The organism is Planktothrix paucivesiculata PCC 9631, from assembly GCF_900009265.2.
Taxonomy (GTDB): Bacteria; Cyanobacteriota; Cyanobacteriia; order Cyanobacteriales; family Microcoleaceae; genus Planktothrix; species Planktothrix paucivesiculata.
Genome location: NZ_LR735012.1, coordinates 87,641 through 105,598 on the forward strand (window position 1 = coordinate 87,641; position 17,958 = coordinate 105,598).

Annotated in this window: 15 protein-coding genes; 7 read left to right on the forward strand and 8 right to left on the reverse strand. The window is 40.2% G+C overall.

The features are described from left to right. Positions 1 to 76: 76 nt before the first annotated feature. Complete coding sequence (gene glgA / locus PL9631_RS10460; protein ID WP_083619928.1) at positions 77 to 1,537, forward strand: glycogen synthase GlgA; 1,461 nt, start codon at positions 77 to 79, stop codon at positions 1,535 to 1,537. Between the two features lie 86 nt (positions 1,538 to 1,623). Here the strand turns inward: glgA and PL9631_RS10465 are convergent, their stop codons facing one another. Beyond that, entirely contained in the window at positions 1,624 to 2,037 is a 414-nt protein-coding gene (locus PL9631_RS10465) for a DUF1824 family protein (protein WP_083619931.1), read from the reverse strand. A 252-nt stretch (positions 2,038 to 2,289) separates the two neighbouring features. Further along, complete coding sequence (locus PL9631_RS10470) at positions 2,290 to 2,901, reverse strand: hypothetical protein (RefSeq protein ID WP_083619934.1); 612 nt, start codon at positions 2,899 to 2,901, stop codon at positions 2,290 to 2,292. A 281-nt stretch (positions 2,902 to 3,182) separates the two neighbouring features. Here PL9631_RS10470 and gloA2 point away from each other — a divergent pair, with 281 nt between their 5' ends. Then, the gene (gloA2, locus tag PL9631_RS10475; RefSeq protein WP_083619937.1) at positions 3,183 to 3,569 is read left to right on the forward strand and encodes an SMU1112c/YaeR family gloxylase I-like metalloprotein; all 387 of its coding nucleotides are present in this window, start codon (positions 3,183 to 3,185) and stop codon (positions 3,567 to 3,569) included. 114 nt (positions 3,570 to 3,683) lie between these two features. On the opposite strand, the gene PL9631_RS10480 is transcribed toward gloA2, so the two are convergent. Beyond that, positions 3,684 to 4,076 carry an alr0857 family protein gene (locus PL9631_RS10480; protein ID WP_083619940.1) on the reverse strand — a complete coding sequence of 131 codons (393 nt, stop codon included), beginning with the start codon at positions 4,074 to 4,076 and terminating at the stop codon, positions 3,684 to 3,686. Between the two features lie 370 nt (positions 4,077 to 4,446). Here PL9631_RS10480 and PL9631_RS10485 point away from each other — a divergent pair, with 370 nt between their 5' ends. The 4 genes from PL9631_RS10485 (at position 4,447) to PL9631_RS10500 (ending at position 10,265) form a co-directional block, all read left to right on the forward strand. Next, positions 4,447 to 4,785 (forward strand): ribbon-helix-helix domain-containing protein, encoded by a 339-nt coding sequence (locus PL9631_RS10485; RefSeq protein WP_083619943.1) that lies wholly within the window; start codon positions 4,447 to 4,449, stop codon positions 4,783 to 4,785. Positions 4,786 to 4,992: 207 nt separating this feature from the next. After that, positions 4,993 to 6,117, forward strand: a complete 1,125-nt coding sequence (locus tag PL9631_RS10490; RefSeq protein ID WP_083619946.1) for a response regulator — start codon at positions 4,993 to 4,995, stop codon at positions 6,115 to 6,117. Between the two features lie 6 nt (positions 6,118 to 6,123). Next, positions 6,124 to 8,805, forward strand: a complete 2,682-nt coding sequence (locus PL9631_RS10495) for a PAS domain S-box protein (RefSeq protein WP_083619949.1) — start codon at positions 6,124 to 6,126, stop codon at positions 8,803 to 8,805. Positions 8,806 to 9,401: 596 nt separating this feature from the next. Then, entirely contained in the window at positions 9,402 to 10,265 is an 864-nt protein-coding gene (locus PL9631_RS10500) for a PEP-CTERM sorting domain-containing protein (RefSeq protein WP_083619952.1), read from the forward strand. 176 nt (positions 10,266 to 10,441) lie between these two features. Here PL9631_RS10500 and moeB read toward each other — a convergent pair whose 3' ends face one another. From moeB to pdxA, 4 genes are all read right to left on the reverse strand, one after another. Continuing rightward, positions 10,442 to 11,614, reverse strand: a complete 1,173-nt coding sequence (gene moeB / locus PL9631_RS10505) for a molybdopterin-synthase adenylyltransferase MoeB (protein WP_083619956.1) — start codon at positions 11,612 to 11,614, stop codon at positions 10,442 to 10,444. Positions 11,615 to 11,701: 87 nt separating this feature from the next. Further along, complete coding sequence (locus PL9631_RS10510; RefSeq protein WP_083619959.1) at positions 11,702 to 12,175, reverse strand: Mov34/MPN/PAD-1 family protein; 474 nt, start codon at positions 12,173 to 12,175, stop codon at positions 11,702 to 11,704. A 38-nt stretch (positions 12,176 to 12,213) separates the two neighbouring features. Beyond that, entirely contained in the window at positions 12,214 to 13,413 is a 1,200-nt protein-coding gene (locus PL9631_RS10515; RefSeq protein WP_083619962.1) for a hypothetical protein, read from the reverse strand. Positions 13,414 to 13,418: 5 nt separating this feature from the next. Further along, positions 13,419 to 14,456: a 4-hydroxythreonine-4-phosphate dehydrogenase PdxA gene (gene pdxA / locus PL9631_RS10520; protein ID WP_083619965.1), complete on the reverse strand. Its 1,038-nt coding sequence runs from the start codon at positions 14,454 to 14,456 to the stop codon at positions 13,419 to 13,421. 115 nt (positions 14,457 to 14,571) lie between these two features. On the opposite strand from pdxA, the gene PL9631_RS10525 reads away from it, so the two are divergent. Continuing rightward, complete coding sequence (locus tag PL9631_RS10525) at positions 14,572 to 15,555, forward strand: hypothetical protein (protein WP_083619968.1); 984 nt, start codon at positions 14,572 to 14,574, stop codon at positions 15,553 to 15,555. A 59-nt stretch (positions 15,556 to 15,614) separates the two neighbouring features. Here the strand turns inward: PL9631_RS10525 and PL9631_RS10530 are convergent, their stop codons facing one another. Next, on the reverse strand, positions 15,615 to 17,519 hold the full coding sequence (locus tag PL9631_RS10530; RefSeq protein ID WP_083619971.1) for an iron uptake porin: 1,905 nt from the start codon (positions 17,517 to 17,519) through the stop codon (positions 15,615 to 15,617). Positions 17,520 to 17,958: the final 439 nt, after the last annotated feature.

Sequence of the window (17,958 nt, forward strand, 5' to 3'; positions counted from 1 at the left end):
GATTAAAGCGTTTCAATAGTACGCCCACCAGAGGTATGATGACGTTACGGAGCAACTAAGGGAACGCAAAATTAAAATGCGAATTCTATTTGTCGCCGCAGAAGCGGCACCTTTAGCAAAAGTAGGTGGGATGGGAGATGTGGTCGGTGCATTGCCGCAGGTGTTGCGGGCAATGGGACACGATGTGCGGATCTTTATGCCCTATTATGGCTTTCTCGCCGATAAGATCAAAGTCCCAAAAGACCCGATCTGGTGGGGAAATGCCATGTATCAGCGTTTTGCTGTCTTTGAAACGGTATTTCCCAAAACGGACGTGCCATTATATTTATTTGGGCATCCCTCTTTTATGCCTCGTCGCGTTTATTACGGAGAGGATGAGGAGTGGCGGTTCACTTTATTTTCTAGTGGCGCGGCGGAATTTGCGTGGAATTATTGGAAACCCCATATCATTCATTGCCACGACTGGCATACTGGAATGATCCCCGTCTGGATGCAAGAAACACCAGATATTGCCACAATCTTCACTATTCATAATTTAGCATATCAAGGGCCTTGGCGTTGGTATTTGGAACGAATTACTTGGTGTCCTTGGTATATGCAAGGTCACAATACCATGGCGGCGGCAGTACAAGCGGCTGACCGAGTAACAACGGTTTCACCGACTTATGCTGAACAAATTCAAACCGCAGCTTATGGGGAAAATTTAGAAGGGTTACTTTCCTTTGTCAGTGGCAAAATGACGGGAATTTTAAATGGAATTGATACGAATTCCTATAACCCAGCGACTGACCCTTATATTCCCGAAAGGTTTACGGCTGATAGTTTGGAAAATCGCCGCGCCAATAAAGTTGCCATTCAAGAAGAAGTGGGATTAGAAGTTAATTCTAATACTTTTTTAATGGGGATGGTCACGCGATTGGTGGAACAAAAAGGGATTGATCTGGTAATTCAAATTATGGATCAATTCCTATCCTATAGCGATTGTCAATTGATTGTTTTAGGAACGGGCGATCGCTATTATGAAACCCAATTATGGCACATGGCTTCCCGTTATCCGGGTCGGATGACGACGCAATTATTGTTTAATGATGCCCTCTCAAGGCGGATTTATGCGGGTTGTGATGCCTTTGTGATGCCGAGTCGGTTTGAACCCTGCGGCATTAGTCAGATGTTGGCGATGCGTTATGGTTGTATTCCGATTGTTCGACGGACGGGCGGTTTAGTTGATACGGTATCCTATAATGATCCGATTAATTATCAGGGTACAGGATACTGTTTCGATCGCTATGAACCCCTAGATTTTTATACCTCAATGGTTCGGGCTTCTGAAGCTTTCCGGTTTAAAGATCAATGGCGAGAACTGCAACGTCGGGCGATGAGTGAAAACTTTAGTTGGGAAAATTCCGCTAGAGAGTATATCCAACTTTACAACAATGTAATGGATGGTTATGGCGGCGTTTCTAATGAACCCGCACCCGCACCCGCACCTCCCCAACCCCCTCAACCCCCTCAACCCTCTGCTGGTGCAGTGGTTTAAGGGTTGATGTCTACTAGAATTAAAGTTCAAAGTTCAAAGTTTAAAACGGTTTAAATTTTGAATTTTGAACTTTATAAACTATTAATTTAGGCAAATAAATCTAAAGGAAAATGTCCGTATACTCCATTAATTCCATTTTCATCGGTGGATTGAAAAGAAATTAGCACCCCACGATATTTTTCTAAATAGGGACTAATATAGAAATTTTGACTGCGACCATTGAATTTTAAATAGACCGATTCCGAGACAGGTTCTAAGGCATGATCTTCTACATTAATTGAATATTCAAAGGCTTTTAAATAATCTGTTAATGCGCTTAAAGCCTCGGCCATGGAATCAGCACAAATGCCAATCATTTGATATTCAGATTCCCGGTTAAGTAATAATAAAGCTGCTTGAATCTTAGCCTTTTCTGAATCGGAAATAGGGGGAATTGCATCTGTACAAAGAAAGCCCTTTAAAATAGATTGAGCATCGGGAATGGTTAATGGGGATATCATAATTAATCAGGATTTGAAGTTTGGGTTAGAAATAAAAGAACACCCGATGCACTATAGCACTAAGCATTACAGTTAGGACACTTCTAAATCCTGAAAATCATTACCCATTACCCATTACCCTGTTACTGAGCGAAGTCGAAGTATTACCCATTACCCTGTTACTGAGCGAAGTCGAAGTATTACCCATTACCCATTACCCATTACCCATTACCCATTACCCATTACCTGTTCCCTATTCCCTAGCCCTATAGACTAAGCCGTGGCGTGGGTCAATTCTTGCCATCGTTGATGCCAAAGTTCCATGGCCGTTTCCCCTTGGGGCAGATCAGCAAATTCTTGGCTTTGTTGTTTAAGTTCCGGGGCTAAACGTTCTAAGCCATCAAAGCTATTGCAGTAACGCAAAATGGTTTTCCAGCCGTCATGCCATTGTTGAGCCGCTTGTTGACGCTCCCGCAGGGGTCTGAGACGTTCTTCTTCTTGAGCTTGGCGTTGGGCTTCCAGTTTTAATTGTTGGGATTTCTGCGCCCAGGCAGACCGCCATGCTTCTAGGATGGAGGATTCATACTGGGTTGGGTATTGTTTCACTTCTAAACTGAGCATTTCCCCCAGTTGATCTAAGTAGGGGCGATCGCTACAATTTTTAATGGCATCTAACCCCGTTTCTTTCCAGAGGGGGAGGCGACGATAACTGACAAAAATGGCTTTTTTCTGTTCAATTTTTACCCAAATTTGGTGTTGCCAGAATTCTAGGCGCTCAATGTTTCGAGGTGCGATACTCAGTAAGGTAGCAACTTCCAACCAGACACGGGCCAGGGGCCATTGACTCGGAACAATCACTCCAGCCTGAATTAAATTATGAGACATGGGCAAACACCTAGATTCTGCACGATGATTTTCCCAAACACTAGATATAGCGTCTTGATTGGGAATTGTCAATAATTATACTCTATATTTGGAATTTAGTCTAGGTCTTGAGGAAGAAAAATTGCAGCCAATGGCTAGACGGGGCCAAGATTGTAGCGACGAATACAGCAAGTTGGGTTGAAGCGTTTTTGAGTATACACTTTAATAGAATAGCAGAAGTTAACACCGTTGGCAAAGGCCCAAATTTTGGACGTCAATGATTAGGGATTGTATTCAAAAGTATGAAAATTAATAAAATTCATCATATTGCAATTATTTGTTCTAATTATCAAAAATCTAAGGATTTTTATGTGAATGTTTTAGGGTTTGAAATTATTCAAGAAACCTTTAGAAAAGAACGAAATTCTTATAAATTAGATCTGCGAGTGGGAACCCAGGATCAGATTGAGTTATTTTCCTTTCTTGATCCTCCCCAACGGCCGAATAAACCGGAATCCTGTGGTTTAAGACATTTAGCTTTTGAAGTAGATGATATCGACCAAAGCGTTAGGGATTTATCGGGAAAGGGGATTGCAGTAGAACCGATTCGTTTAGATGAAATTACAGGAAAACGATATACATTTTTTCAAGATCCGGATCATTTGCCATTGGAAATTTATCAAAAATAGGAAATAGGGAACAGGGAACAGGGAACAGGGAATAGGGAATAGGGAAGGAACACCGGAATATAGACTAATGCCCAAATCTATCGGGTACATTCCTTCTGTTGTTCCCTGCCCTAATTAATAATCTCGAACCACGGAAGCACTACCATAGGCTTTTTGCCAGAGATGATAGAGTAAAGATTCCGTGCGATCGCCTAAAACACTCAGAAAAATTCCAGTTTCACCCTCTGGATCAACCGTGATCCAAGTTCCGGTTAAACTAACTTCGATGGTCTCTGCATCCGCCAGACATAAGGCGATCGCTTCTGACTGCTGTTGACGCACTGCCACCTCCAACATTGAGAGGGCGGGTAAACCCACTGGTAATAGAAACGAGGCGGAACTGGGTTGCACGACCATAGTTTGGCCCATTCGCATTGCCAACTTCACCCGCAGCGCCACCAATTGCTCTGGAGATTGACTCAGGCGCTCGAGATGAAAAGTTGTTTCGGTATAAGTTAACTTCAGCATGGATTAATCGATCCCTTTTCGCAAAAAGCAAAGGTTTGTGAGGGGTTGATAGTTGATATAGGACTTACGCATGGGGCCCGAGAAACCGGGTTTTTTAGAACATAAGTGGGTAACAACGCAGTATTTTCGTAAAAAAACCCGGTTTCTTTGGTTGGGTGCGTAAGTCCTGTGATAGTTAGTGATTGATGGTTAACGATTAGTGGATGACTCCACTGTAGGAGCCAGAATCCTTGAAACGATTGGAGTTTTGTCGAAGTGTGGATAGGTTGATCACCGGAAAGCTAAACCTTAATTTTAGATAGTTTTAATCTGACGTTATTTATACTACACTAATATTACACAAACGTCTACTTTTTCAAGGAGAAAAATTATGTATACCCTTCCCAAAACTTCAACCACCGATATGGAAGTCACCAGCATTCGCCTAGAACGGGATCTCAAAGAGAGATTAAAAGGACTAGCCAAGAACAAAGGCTATCAAGCATTGATTCGAGACATCCTCTGGAATTATGTCCAACAAAAATCGGGAGATTATCGGCCATCCCTGACCCGAGAAGATATCCGCGCCCACATTTCCGCCATTGCAGAACAGGAGGAACGCTGCGTTTTAACAGGCAATATTATCCGACCCAAAGAAGCAATGTTTCTAGGACTCACGTTTCAAGGCGATATGGTTCCCCTCAGTTTGGACAGTTTAGAAGGCCAGTAAAAGCCATCCGAGGTGAAGATTTTCCAATCCCCCTTGATAAAACAGGGGGATTCAGGGGTTTTTGGCTTAATTTGATTCCCCTATCTACGTCCTAGCCCCCTATTCCTTTGGAATAATTTTTTTCCCCAACTGGATTTTAGTAGATTATTCTGGAAAAGTCCCTCTAAAAAAGCGAGACTTTAAACCCAGATTTTTGGTAAAAAATTTATGTCAGATTGTCAAGGTCATATTTTAATTGTTGATGACACCCCCGATAATTTAAGGCTGTTATCAAAAACCCTCAGCGAACAGGGCTACGAGGTTCAATGTGCTATTAATGGAAATTTAGCATTAATGGCGGTCAAGCATGAACCACCGGATTTAATTTTATTAGATATTAAAATGCCGGAAATGGATGGGTATGAAGTTTGTAAACGGTTGAAAAATCAAGCAGAAACGGCAGAAATCCCCGTGATTTTTTTAAGTGCCTTAGATGATGTTTTCGATAAGGTTAAAGCCTTTAATGTGGGAGGAGCGGATTATATTACTAAACCGTTTCAGGTGGAAGAAGTTTTTGCCCGGATTGAAAATCAACTGACTATTTGCCGTTTACAACAACAATTACAAACTAAAAATATTAAACTAGAACAGTTAAACCAAGAGTTACAGCGTTCCAATCGAGAATTAGAAGAATTTGCCTATATCGTTTCTCACGATTTACAGCAACCTTTACAAACGATTACCGGATTTGCAGAATTATTATTAGCATTAAAATCCGAAATCAATTTAGAAGAAGAAGCTGAGGAATATGTCACCCCGATTTTAGAAGAAGGGATTAGGATGCAAGAACTGATCCAAAACTTACTTGAATATAGTCGAGTCGGAACCAAAAAACGTCATTTTGAAATTACCAACTGTCAAGAAATTTTGAGAAAATCTTTAGGTCATTTACATAGTGCCATTGAAGAAAGTTGTGCTATCATTACTCACGAAACCCTACCCACTCTCAGGGCAGATCGGATTCAACTGGGACAATTATTTCAGAATTTAATTGGCAATGGGATTAAATATCAACGTCCTAATATTCAGCCTAAAATTGTAATTTCTGTTCAGGAAAAACCCGAAGAATGGCTATTTAGGGTGGAAGATAATGGCATCGGAATTAAACCCGAAAACTTTGATCGGATTTTTCAAGTCTTTCAGCGTCTTCATACCTATCAAGACTATCCCGGCAGTGGGGTAGGGTTAGCGATTTGTAAAAAAATAGTTGAACGTCATCAAGGAAAAATTTGGTTAGAATCAGAATGGGGAATCGGAACCACATTCCATTTTACATTACCAAAATTGGATTAGGGTGATATGAAACGTTCTCAAGGATCACAAATACAAGTCTTACAAGAACAACTTACGACGGAAATTAAAGCACGTCAGCAACTGGAAATGGCACTGCAAGAAAGTCAATCCCATTGGCGAGACCTGTTCCATTTATCACCAATTGGCATGGTAGAAATTTCCTTGGAGGGGAAGTTTTTAGAAGTTAATTCTTCTTTTTGTAAGTTTGTGGGATATTCTCAAGCTGAATTGATCGAATTTCAATTTAATCAGATTACCCATCCTGATGATCAAAGTATTAGTTTTGAATCTTTCAATCAGTTAATTACTCAAAAAATATCACAATTTCAAATTGAAAACCGTTATAAACATAAACAAGGACACTGGGTTTATGCGATTGTCAATGGTTATTTACGTTTAGATGCTCAGGGCAAACCCCGTTCTGTTATGGGTCAAATCCAGAATATTACCCAGCGCAAATTGGCCGAGGAAAATATTAAGGAGCGGGAAGAATATTTACGTTTAATTTTAAATAATATTCCCCAGCAAGTCTTTTGGAAAGATACGAATTTAGTATTTAGGGGGTGTAATACAAATTGGGCGGAAGCGGCACAGTTAGAAAGTCCTGAATATGTGATCGGAAAAACTGACCATGATCTATTTTCTGATCCTAAAATTGGGGACTTTTTTCGGACTCAGGATCGGCGGGTGATGGCTTCCAAACAAGCGGAAATGCACTTAATTGCACCTAAACAAAAACCTTCTGCTGATGGGCGAAAATTATGGTTAGATATTAGTCGCATTCCCATGCAGGATTCTGAGGGAAATGTGATTGGAATTTTGGGGGTAATTGAAGATATTACGGAACGAAAAGAAATTGATGAAAAGTTAAGATTAACGCAATTTTCTATTGAAAAATCCAGAGATTATTTTTTATTTACAGATAGTAACGCACAATTTTTTGATATTAATGAAGCAGCTTGTAATACTTTGGGATATTCCCGCGAAGCATTATTGAAAATGCGGGTTAAAGATATTGATCCCCAAGCATTAGAAGACGCATGGCCGATTTCTTGGGAGGAGTTAAAACAAGAGGGTTCTTTTACTTTTGAATCGGTTCATTTAACCAAAACTGGTCAAGAAATTAGTGTAGAAATTACTTTGAGTTATTTAGAATATAATAATAAAGAATATGGTTGTGCAATTGTCCGGGATATTTGCGATCGCAAACAAGCTGAAATTGCCTTACAACAAGCCAAAGAAGCCGCAGAAACCGCTAATCGAGCTAAGAGTGAATTTCTCGCCCGCATGAGTCATGAATTACGAACCCCGATGAATGCTATCTTGGGATTTACGCAACTAATGGAACGGGATTTAAAGCGAAATCCCCAGGTTTTATTGGCAGAACATCAAGAGCATTTAGACATTATTGGTCGCAGTGGTGAACATCTATTGAATTTAATTAATGATGTTTTGGAAATGTCTAAAATTGAAGCCGGACAAATTATATTAAATCCCTCTAAATTTGATTTACCCTCTCTCCTCAATTCAATTCAAGATATGTTAGCGTTTAAAGCAAAATCTAAAGGTTTAGAGTTTAATATTATTTCTGACTTGGGTTTTGCTGAATATATTGAAACCGATCAAAGTAAATTGCGACAGGTATTAATTAATTTATTGGGAAATTCAATTAAATTTACTAATAAGGGATCTATTAATTTAAAAGTTAAACCTTTAAATAATAGGATTTCTTCAAATCAAGTTTTACTCAGCTTTGAAATTGAAGATACGGGGTCAGGGATTTCCGCAGAGGAATTAGAGTTACTCTTTCAACCCTTTATCCAAACGGAAACCGGACGTAAATCTCAACAGGGAACAGGATTAGGATTATCCATTAGCAAACAGTTTGTAGAATTAATGGGAGGAGAAATTACCGTCAGTAGTCAAGTAGGAAAAGGCACAATTTTTCGCTTTTATATTCAAGCTAAATTAGCTATTTTTTCCGATGTTAGTTGTCAAGAAATACCCCAAAGAGTCATCGGTTTAGCCCCCAATCAACCCAGCTATCGGATTTTAGTAGTTGATGATAATTGGACAAATCGACAGTTAGTAATTAAGGTTTTAAAACCTTTAGGATTTCAATTAAGAGAAGCAGAAAATGGTCAAGAAGCCATTACCATTTGGGAAAATTGGCAACCGAATTTGATTTTTATGGATATGCGAATGCCAATTATGGATGGTTATGAAACAACCCGAAGAATTAAACAGCATTCGCCCCAAGGTCAATCAACTGTTATTATTGCTTTAACAGCCAGTGCATTACAACAGGATCAATCCGTGTTTTTATCAGCAGGATGTGATGATTTTATCAGAAAACCCTTTCGAGTAGATCTGTTATTTAAAAAAATTTCTGAGTATTTGGGAGTTAGTTTTATCTATGAGGAAGATGCACCGGAGGTAAATAGTTCTCCACCACAATTAAATAATCTGGCTGAATTAACCCCGGAAGTATTAGCATTGTTGCCAAAATCAATTGTTCAAGAATTATATCAGGCTTCCCAGAAACTTAATTCTAAGTTAGTCAATCAAGCGATTAAAAAAATTCCGGTTTCTCATCAACCCATTAGTCAATTGTTAATCCAATTAGCCGATAATTTTCGATATGATCTGATTATGGATTTAACCCAAGCGATCGCTGAAAGTCAATAAGAACATTCCTTAATCTTTGTTGATATAGCGCGTGGTGCTAGAGAACAGGGAATACTTCGACTTCGCTCAGTAACAAGGGAATAGGGAATGAGTTTGCTTAATCAGGACTTACGCAAGCAGGCTATATATAGCGTGTCAAAAGTAGGCGATCGCATACCAATGATAATAGCTAATTATTTATTTTCTCCCCAATGTTGGGGGCTAGATGGCTTGAAATGTATAGTGTTTAGACAGATTTCTCAAGCAGCAATATTTGCCCCCTAAATCCCCCAAAATTGGGGGACTTTAAGAGGTTGTCCTGTTAAAGCGATCTCATGCTTAGTGCTATAATTCTCATCTGCGTAATAACACTGAGAAAATTAATCTCTATTATTGAGATTTTTAATTTTAATAAAAATGATCAGCATTTTTACTCGGTTTTAGATAGTTTAAGTGGGTTACAAAAAGTAAAAAAACTATAGAATCAGGGTTTAAATCCTTTTATCAATACTTTACAAATTAAGGCATTTTCAATATCATTCCTTTAACAGCCATCGACTATAGTGTATTTATCGAAAGGAAGAAAGCCCCAACCCGAAGCACCCAGGAGTCAACTTATGAAAACTTTAACCCTAAAAAAATTAATTGGAACCACAGTAGCTAGTCTTTGTTTAGTCTCTGTAAACGGTCTTCCGGCGATGGCTGGACAATTACATAATCAATGGAACTACGGAATTGATTCCTTCGCTGATGGCTCTGGTGGTGAAGGCTATAATATTAGAGGAATTGCGATTAAAGAAACCAGCGAGAATATTTTTGTCGCCCTCACCGGTGGAACTCCTTTAACAGGTGTAACTAATAATTCAGCAGCCGATAAAAATATTGGTTGGGGAGATTTATTCTTAAACTTTACGAACAAAAACTTCACAACCGCTAGTAATCAACGAAGCTTATTTGGAGTTCGTTTTGCGGGAACCAATGACTCCCAAGTGGCTACCACAGGTTTATATGGAAATGTCAAAGGTGTCAGCGTTACAGGTGTCAATGCGGGCTATAGCAGTTTAAAACAATATTACGATTATGGATGGGATAAAGCTAACACCCAAGGCACTGACCTGGCTACCAAAGCTGCGGCTTACAATTATTTCGGTCAAGGAACAATCCTGAATGTGATTGACTCCGGTGCTAACAAATTGGGTGGGATTCAAAGTCTATCTGCGGCTGTCTTAACGGGTCAAGGACTTGATTTTGGGTTCTTCAACGCTAAAGGATCTCAAACCCTTGGTTTTAGCCTGAATAAAGCGGATTTGGGACTCGCCGACGGCAACTATAACTATATGGCCAACCTTTTCATAGAATGTGGAAATGACGGTGTTGCTCTAGCGGGTGGCGTTTCTGTTCCCGAACCCGGTAGTCTTGCAGGTTTAGCTTTGGTCGGTCTGACTGCAATCGGTAGCCGCCTTCGCAAACGTCAAGATTAATTCATCAATTTTATGACTAAAACTATTAGGGTAGGGGCAATTCATGAGTTTCCCCTACCCTAAATCTTTTAGGATTGCTTGGGTCTAGTTTACCTCAATAAAAAAGACGAGTCTGTAACTCAAATCCAGCATTTCTCGTCTTTTCGTGAGACTCGTTTCGTTCCAAACAACCTTAATTAATACTCGGGAACAGAATCATCAATTTCTCGACTCCAAGCCAGAATTCCGCCTTTAAGATTAGTCCCGGAAATTCCGGCTTCTTTCAGAATTCCTAGGGCTTTTCCAGAACGCATTCCCGATTTACAATGGGCAATTAAATGATGACCATTTAACAGTTCTTTCACCTGTTCAATACCTTTGCCCTGTTCAATATCGGGTAAAGGAATTAACACCGAACCTGGAATTTTAGCAATTTCATACTCATGGGGATTACGCACATCAATTAATACAAAATCCTTCGCCCCACTGCCGAGTAATTTTTCCAGTTCCTGAACCGTCATTTCAGGAATATCCATTTTCTGTTTAGCCTCCTGTTCTTGTGCTTGAGGAATTCCGCAGAATTGCTCATAATCAATTAATTTTTCAATCACCGGACGGACAGGATTGGGACGTAATTTTAACTCCCGGAACGTCATTTCTAAAGCGTTATATAATAACAAACGTCCGCTTAAAGTTCGTCCTTGACCCAGAATAATTTTAACGGTTTCTGTGGCTTGAATGACGCCAATCATACCGGGTAAAATTCCTAAAACCCCGCCTTCTGCACAGGAGGGAACCATTCCGGGGGGTGGGGGTTCGGGGTATAAATCTCGGTAGTTGGGCCCATCTTGGTAGTTAAAGACCGTTGCCTGTCCTTCAAACCGGAAAATTGACCCGTAGACGTTGGGTTTGTTCAGCAACACGCAGGCGTCATTCACCAAATATCGGGTCGGGAAATTGTCGGTTCCGTCTACAATCACATCATAGGGTCGCAGCAGGTCGAGGGCATTTTCTGAACTGATGCGGGTATTGTAGAGGTCAACTTGACAAGCGGGGTTAATTTCCAAAATCCGGTTTTTTGCCGATTCAATTTTGGGTTTGCCCACCCAAGCAGTCCCGTGAATAATTTGGCGTTGCAGATTGGAGGTATCGACCACATCAAAATCAACAATTCCGATGCGTCCAATGCCCGCCGCCGCCAAATACAGCAGCAAGGGCGAACCTAATCCCCCGGTTCCAATGCAAAGCACACTCGCCGCTTTTAAGCGTTTCTGACCTTCCAGACCGACTTCTGGTAAAATCAAGTGGCGGGAGTACCGTTCGTAGTCGTCTTTCGTTAACTGGATTTCATCCAGATTCGGATTTAGCATAGCAATTTTGACAAAAAATATAACCGTCCCTTTTAGGGGTTTAGGTCATCAAAACTATATATTATACCTGATGATGGGGAAGATGGGTTAATCTCTGATTAAAGGTTCAGCTTGAAATTGATGATTCTGATCTAAACTCCAATTTTGTAAGTCGGTAGCTTTTCCTTTTTCTACAGAAATAATAATATAAGAATAGTCTGACCAAGCATAAATTCGATCAAATTCAGAGGGAATGGCGGGATGATCGGGATGGGAATGATAAATACCTATTATGATTAAATTGCGATCGCGTCCTTGTTTTTGAGCTTGAATCATTTGTTGAGGAGAAATCGTAAACCGATGTTCTGAGGTAAGGGGTTTATTAGTAGTTTCTACTTCCTCAAAGGTTTTGGCAGTTGCGGGATTCCAAGCGTTTTCAGTTAGAATAATATCTACAATTATTTTATCATAATTTTGGTTAATTTTACCCATTAATAAGCCACAACATTCCTGGGGATAGGTTTGTTCAGCGTGGCTACAAATAGCTTGAATTTGTTCTGAGGATATTATTAATTTAGACATTGGTTAAGGTTGATTTTAAAATAGATCAGGAATTGTCTTTATTCTACTATTTTGGAAAATGTTAATTTAGGCAAAAATAATACTAAAAAAGTTGTGATTAAAAATGCCATGATTCCTAAACGATAACCGATAATTAGATTAACACTTCCCAGTTGTTTAACCATTAAATCATATCCACTCATCGCCAAAGAAAAGGCCCCAAAATATACTCCTATTCCTAAACCTCCTTTCTGGGATGGAATCAAAGAAAAGGCAATGGGGATAATCCCATTAGCAACTAAACTATAGCTGGCAATCAGTAATAAACTAATCAGAATAATGATAGATTTATTCACAATAAAAGACGATAATAATAATAAAATAGTTGTTGTTATTAATCCGATTAAGGTTGCTTTATTATTACCAATTTTAACAGCAAATAATCCCGCAGGGATGGAAGCAAATGCTAATAAAATTAATCCAGTAAACATGATCCATTGAACATTGCCACCGGAATTTTTAATTACTTGAGGAAAAACTTCTCCTAAAATTAATCGAGTTTCCCAGGCTACAAATAACCCTAAGAACGCAATAAAAACTAAGTTTCTCAGGTATAATTTTTGAGCAGGTTCTTCTGACTGAGGAATAACGCTTAAATCAGGATTAAAATACCTTAAAACTCCCACGGAACCCAACAATACCAAAGACCCAATCGTAAAAGTAATTCCCGATCCTAAACCTAGAATAAACTTACTAGAAATAGGACGAATTGCCCCGATAATACCTCCCATAAAAATCAAAAGACTCATGGCTTGGGGAAGTTTTGTTTCTATTGCATATTGACCTAATAAAGCCGTAACCGGACTTCTAAAAACCGCCATAGCAACGGCCCATAAAATTAATAAAATTGGGAATATCCAATGTATGGAATTGAAAGATTGACCAAAAATATAAAAGACGGGAATTCCTATAAATAAACCGGAAGCTAAAATTACCCCTAAACTAATTAAGGGAAAACGAGTTCCTAGCCATCGCCGTTGACGGTCAGAAAAATTTCCTGCTATGGGTTCAATAATTACTCCTAACGCATTTTCAATTACTAAAATAGTTGGGAATAAACCCGGAAATCCCAAGGAAGCTAAAAGTTGAGGAACATATAATCTATACAGTAACCAAGTTAAGCTAATTGCTCCTTGAATTAAGGATAATCCGATTAACTGAAACCAGAGAATAGACGGTTTAGAATTTGAGGTTGCCATCTGAATTAAGGGTTAATACGATTATTGACTAATTCTATGCCTAATTCTATAGCTGCTTTCATACTAGACCCATCAGCTATGCCTTTTCCGGCAATATCAAAGGCGGTACCATGATCAGGAGATGTTCTAATAAACGGTAAACCAATTGTAGTATTTACCGCTCGATCAAATGCCATTAATTTGACAGGAATTAACCCTTGATCATGATATAATGCAATATACGCATCATGGGCATTTTTCCCTAAATTAAACCAAGCCTGACCGGGCTTAACCCACATTGTATCAGGGGGAATGGGGCCATCTAATTGAATATAAGGATAGCGATCGCGTTGTTGATTTAACCAGGGAATTAACCAGTCTTTTTCCTCTGTTCCTAACTGTCCATTTTCCCCACTATGGGGATTTAATCCCGCCACAGCAATTCTAGGATTTTCTAATCCAAATTCATGGCGTAAACACTTAACAAATAACTCTAATTTTAAACTCATTAATTCCGGGTTTAAGGTTTGGGAAATTTGGGATAAGGGAATATGGGTTGTCGCTAATAAGGTTCTTAATGTCCAGCCAGTATAGGGCGATCGCGCTACAAATAACATTCCAAACTTTTTAACCTGGGCTTTTTCTGCTAAAAATTCCGTTTGTCCGGGGTAATCATAACCCGCTAAATTCCAGAGATTTTTGGCAATTGGCCCAGTGATAATTCCATCAAATTCTCCTTGTAAAGTTCGGGTAATAGCTGTATCCAAATATTGGAAACTGAGCGCCCCACTGGTTTGATTTCCGACCCCAATTTCTAATGGCGGTAAACGCGGATCAGGATCTAAATTAATCACCTGTAACTGCTCGGGTTTTGCCGCCTGAAATCCCTGGGTTTGTAATTGCTGATAGGTTTTGTGTAAAATCCGATCGCTTCCCACTATAGTTAGATCACACTGTTGATGTAGTGCGGGAGCAGCTAAGGCTTTTAATATTACCTCTGGCCCTATTCCCGATGGATCACCTAATGTTATCGCTAAACGAGGTATTTTTTTAGATTGAAGCATAATTCAACATCCTTAAAACTATGTTAATTTTAATTGATATCATACAATGATCCCAAAATTGTAGTAAGCCCGACCGGGCTTTTTTCCTCTTATTTCTCCCCACTTTTAACCAAATATGAATATTCCCTCAACGCTTAATGTTGCGATCGGCTTATTTTTTATCTATTTACTTCTGAGCTTATTAATATCAGAAATACAAGAGTTTTTAGCCAGTTCAATTTTTGATTGGAGGGCTAAAAATTTATATCGTTCTATCCAATTTATTCTAGGAGATTCAGCCACAGAACTTCTATACCAATACCCTTTAATTAAATCTTGGAAAGATTATAAACAACGCAGCAATAAAAATTCCGTTGGGCCATCTTATATTCCGAGTACAACTTTTGCTTTAGCATTAATTAGTGTCATTATAGAAAAATCTGGAGTTCAACCAGAAATAGATAGTTTAACTATTGATGATTTTATTCGAGCGATTAACTCAGAAGCTATCAAACAGTTTTTTGATCCTGATCAAATTAAACTATTTAAAATTTTAGCCATAAAAACCAAAAACAAAGCCGGAGATACTGCTAATTTTGAATCCTTAGAAACAGCTATCAGTGATTGGTTTGAACAATCCATGACCAGGGCATCGGGAGTCTATAAACGTCAAGTTAAATTGATTACACTGGCCATTGGGTTTATCGTAGCCATGGGATTAAATGCAGATACCTTAAATATTGCTAATCGTCTTTTTCAAGAACCTGTATTACAAGAAAATCTGAGTCAAACCATTAATATTGTATTAACTAAAAATCCTGATTCTCCCCTAAATAACTGTTTAAACTCCGAGGTTAACTCTACAAAAGATTGTCAAGACTTAACAGAAAATTTTCTTTATTCTTATTTATTAGATTTTTCTTCCTTGCCTTTAGGATGGGGTCAATCTAACTTAAATCAACAGTTTAATTTAAGCGGAAATCTGGGGATTCAACTATTTAAAGTTATACTAGGATGGGGATTAACTGCGATCGCAATTTCCATGGGTTCTTCCTTTTGGTTTGATCTTCTCAACAAATTAATTAATGTTCGGAACACCGGATCAAAACCCCAATCTTAAAAGTCACAAAAAAACCCAGCCTCTCAAGGAAACTGGGTTTATCATAGAATTAAAAGAAATTAGAAGCGGAATTGAGTCCGCAGTGTTCCCACAAAAATTGTGTCGTTGTTACTATTGTGATCAGGATTGGTCACAACGTAGAAACCCGGTGTCACAGAGATGTACTCACTGAAGGGGAAGCGATAGAAGCCTTCAATATGAATAGCCGTGTCTTTGTCTTCCAAGCCGCTAATATCATGACTGACGACTTTCGGAGGCATCCCGACAATTAAACCGCCAGCATCCCCTTCGCGGAGAATATCGGGGAACCCTAACACCGCAGCCCAGTTGATAATGTTAGCAGTGTCGTTTCCTCCCCGTTTTTGGTCAGCCCAGGTACTCCCAAACCAACCGCCAATGGAGAAGCTGCGAGCCACTCTCCAGTTCATTTGTACCCCTAGGTTATCAGAAGTTGTGGCGTTTTCACCGAAGGGTTTATTAGCACCCCAACTGCCCGTACCGCCAGAAACGTAAATGTTATCGTTGCTGAAGTAACGGTGGTTATAATCCACGGCAAAAGTTAGGTTGTCCTTGGGTGCAAACACCAATTGGGCCATGGCACTGTAACTGCCATTGAACATCCCGTTACCCTGACTTGCATCAGAAGCGAAAACATCATCCGCCAAATAACCGATATTGGCTCTGAAGTTATGACTAAAGGCATATTTCAGCCCTAAACCGGCACCCGAAGGGCCTTGGAATGTGGTGGGGTTAAACCGTCCAAACCGAGAAATTGAACCGCTTCCATCATCACTAAAGGGAGTGACAACCTCTTGAATATCATCCAAGACTAACCCTTTCGCGCCGACCCAAACAATACCTTTTCCACCCGAGATAGGGTAACGGTAGGCCAGAGTATCCAGAATCACGCCGTCACTCTCACCATCAATACCCGTCCGAGACATTAAGGTATTGGAGACATCAAAAGCACTCAAATCCGGTATGGAGTTGGCTTGTAAACGAGTTCTGAGTAAATCTTGGCCGGTGAAACTGGTATCAAAGTTTAAACGAGCGCGGTAGCCAAAATAGGCTTCGGCGGGGTCATCACTCTTATGGGCAAACTGACCAACGACGTTATTTGTAGCCCGATCCCCAAGGGCATCTCCAACCCAGAACACCGCTTCTCCCCGCAGTTTAGTGGTGGTAGAGAATTGATTGGCTTCGAGTTCCCCAGCGCGGGCTTCTAATACCGTAATTCTTCCGCGCAGACTGGCCAATTCGGCTGCAAATTCTTCCATGAGGCGTTGCAGTTGCGCCAAATCCTCACGGGTGACTAAATCTTTGGTTGAGGCAGCAATCAGTTCATTAATCCGCTCTAAACAGGCGTTCACCCCAGCAGCGAACTCAAAACGGGTTAAAGCACGATTCCCTTTGAAAGTTCCATCGGGATATCCTGCAATACACCCATAGCGTTCTACCAGGGATTGTAGAGCTTGGAACGCCCAGTCCGTCGGTTGAACGTCGGATAGTTGGGAGACGGAGGTAACTTGAGCTTGGCGCTTGTTGCCCCGACCTTCACGACCATATTCATTAAGCTGTTGCATCACCTCGGCGTTATTAACCGCATCGCTTTGAGGTGCTGCGTCGAGATCCGCTAAGGGAATCTCATTATTAGCGGGAGTTTCGATGCCTCTACTCGGCCCAACTCCAGCATGGGGGTTCACGGGAACTTGAGCTAATTGTTGCGGTGGGGTGAGGGTCAAGGTGTCCAGAGGACTTACAGAGACTTGCTCACTGATTTTTAACTCAGTTTGGATGGGCTCCAAAGGGGTTTCTGCCAAGGCAGATACTTCGGTTGCCGCTGCAATTGCAGTGGATTGAGCCTCAGTCACGGGTAACTCTGCGAATGCTGTGGTCGGGGCTAATAAACTAGCTCCTAAGACGGCAGGACTGAGTAGCCATGCTTTCAGTAGTATTTTCGACACTCTATTTGCTCCTCACACGGGTCTAATTTTGACATTCTACCAAGCACTTTTAGAAACCTACAACAATCAATCAAAATCTAGGATTTTTTTGATCTTGGTTTTGTTCCTAGTTGGCCGGTGGAAGTGTCGGGACTATCCAGTCTACAGGCTGAAACGGACAAGCCGCCGAACATGATCCACTCACTTGATTTTCGTGAGATTGTCTGTGGTTCTTGAATTTTTCAGATTCTATCAGACTGAATCTGATTTAACCAGATTATGCTGATCTGTTTGGAAATCCCTATTCTACCCTAATTGATGCCAGATGGCTCAACAGATTAGAGCTTGGGCACAATATCTAAGGGAATGGGGAATGGGGAATGGGTAATGGGTAATGGGGAATGGGTAATGGGTAATGGGTAATGGGTAATGGGTAATGGGTAATGGGTAATGGGTAATG

What these genes read in the sequence shown, in the direction of transcription:
- PL9631_RS10490 (WP_083619946.1), top strand. Translation starts at nt 4,993, where the DNA reads ATGTCAGATTGTCAAGGTCATATTTTAATTGTTGATGACACCCCCGAT.
- PL9631_RS10465 (WP_083619931.1), bottom strand. Translation starts at nt 2,037, where the DNA reads ATGATATCCCCATTAACCATTCCCGATGCTCAATCTATTTTAAAGGGC.
- PL9631_RS10525 (WP_083619968.1), top strand. Translation starts at nt 14,572, where the DNA reads ATGAATATTCCCTCAACGCTTAATGTTGCGATCGGCTTATTTTTTATC.
- pdxA (WP_083619965.1), bottom strand. Translation starts at nt 14,456, where the DNA reads ATGCTTCAATCTAAAAAAATACCTCGTTTAGCGATAACATTAGGTGAT.
- PL9631_RS10470 (WP_083619934.1), bottom strand. Translation starts at nt 2,901, where the DNA reads ATGTCTCATAATTTAATTCAGGCTGGAGTGATTGTTCCGAGTCAATGG.
- PL9631_RS10515 (WP_083619962.1), bottom strand. Translation starts at nt 13,413, where the DNA reads ATGGCAACCTCAAATTCTAAACCGTCTATTCTCTGGTTTCAGTTAATC.
- moeB (WP_083619956.1), bottom strand. Translation starts at nt 11,614, where the DNA reads ATGCTAAATCCGAATCTGGATGAAATCCAGTTAACGAAAGACGACTAC.
- gloA2 (WP_083619937.1), top strand. Translation starts at nt 3,183, where the DNA reads ATGAAAATTAATAAAATTCATCATATTGCAATTATTTGTTCTAATTAT.
- glgA (WP_083619928.1), top strand. Translation starts at nt 77, where the DNA reads ATGCGAATTCTATTTGTCGCCGCAGAAGCGGCACCTTTAGCAAAAGTA.
- PL9631_RS10495 (WP_083619949.1), top strand. Translation starts at nt 6,124, where the DNA reads ATGAAACGTTCTCAAGGATCACAAATACAAGTCTTACAAGAACAACTT.
- PL9631_RS10485 (WP_083619943.1), top strand. Translation starts at nt 4,447, where the DNA reads ATGTATACCCTTCCCAAAACTTCAACCACCGATATGGAAGTCACCAGC.
- PL9631_RS10510 (WP_083619959.1), bottom strand. Translation starts at nt 12,175, where the DNA reads ATGTCTAAATTAATAATATCCTCAGAACAAATTCAAGCTATTTGTAGC.
- PL9631_RS10480 (WP_083619940.1), bottom strand. Translation starts at nt 4,076, where the DNA reads ATGCTGAAGTTAACTTATACCGAAACAACTTTTCATCTCGAGCGCCTG.
- PL9631_RS10500 (WP_083619952.1), top strand. Translation starts at nt 9,402, where the DNA reads ATGAAAACTTTAACCCTAAAAAAATTAATTGGAACCACAGTAGCTAGT.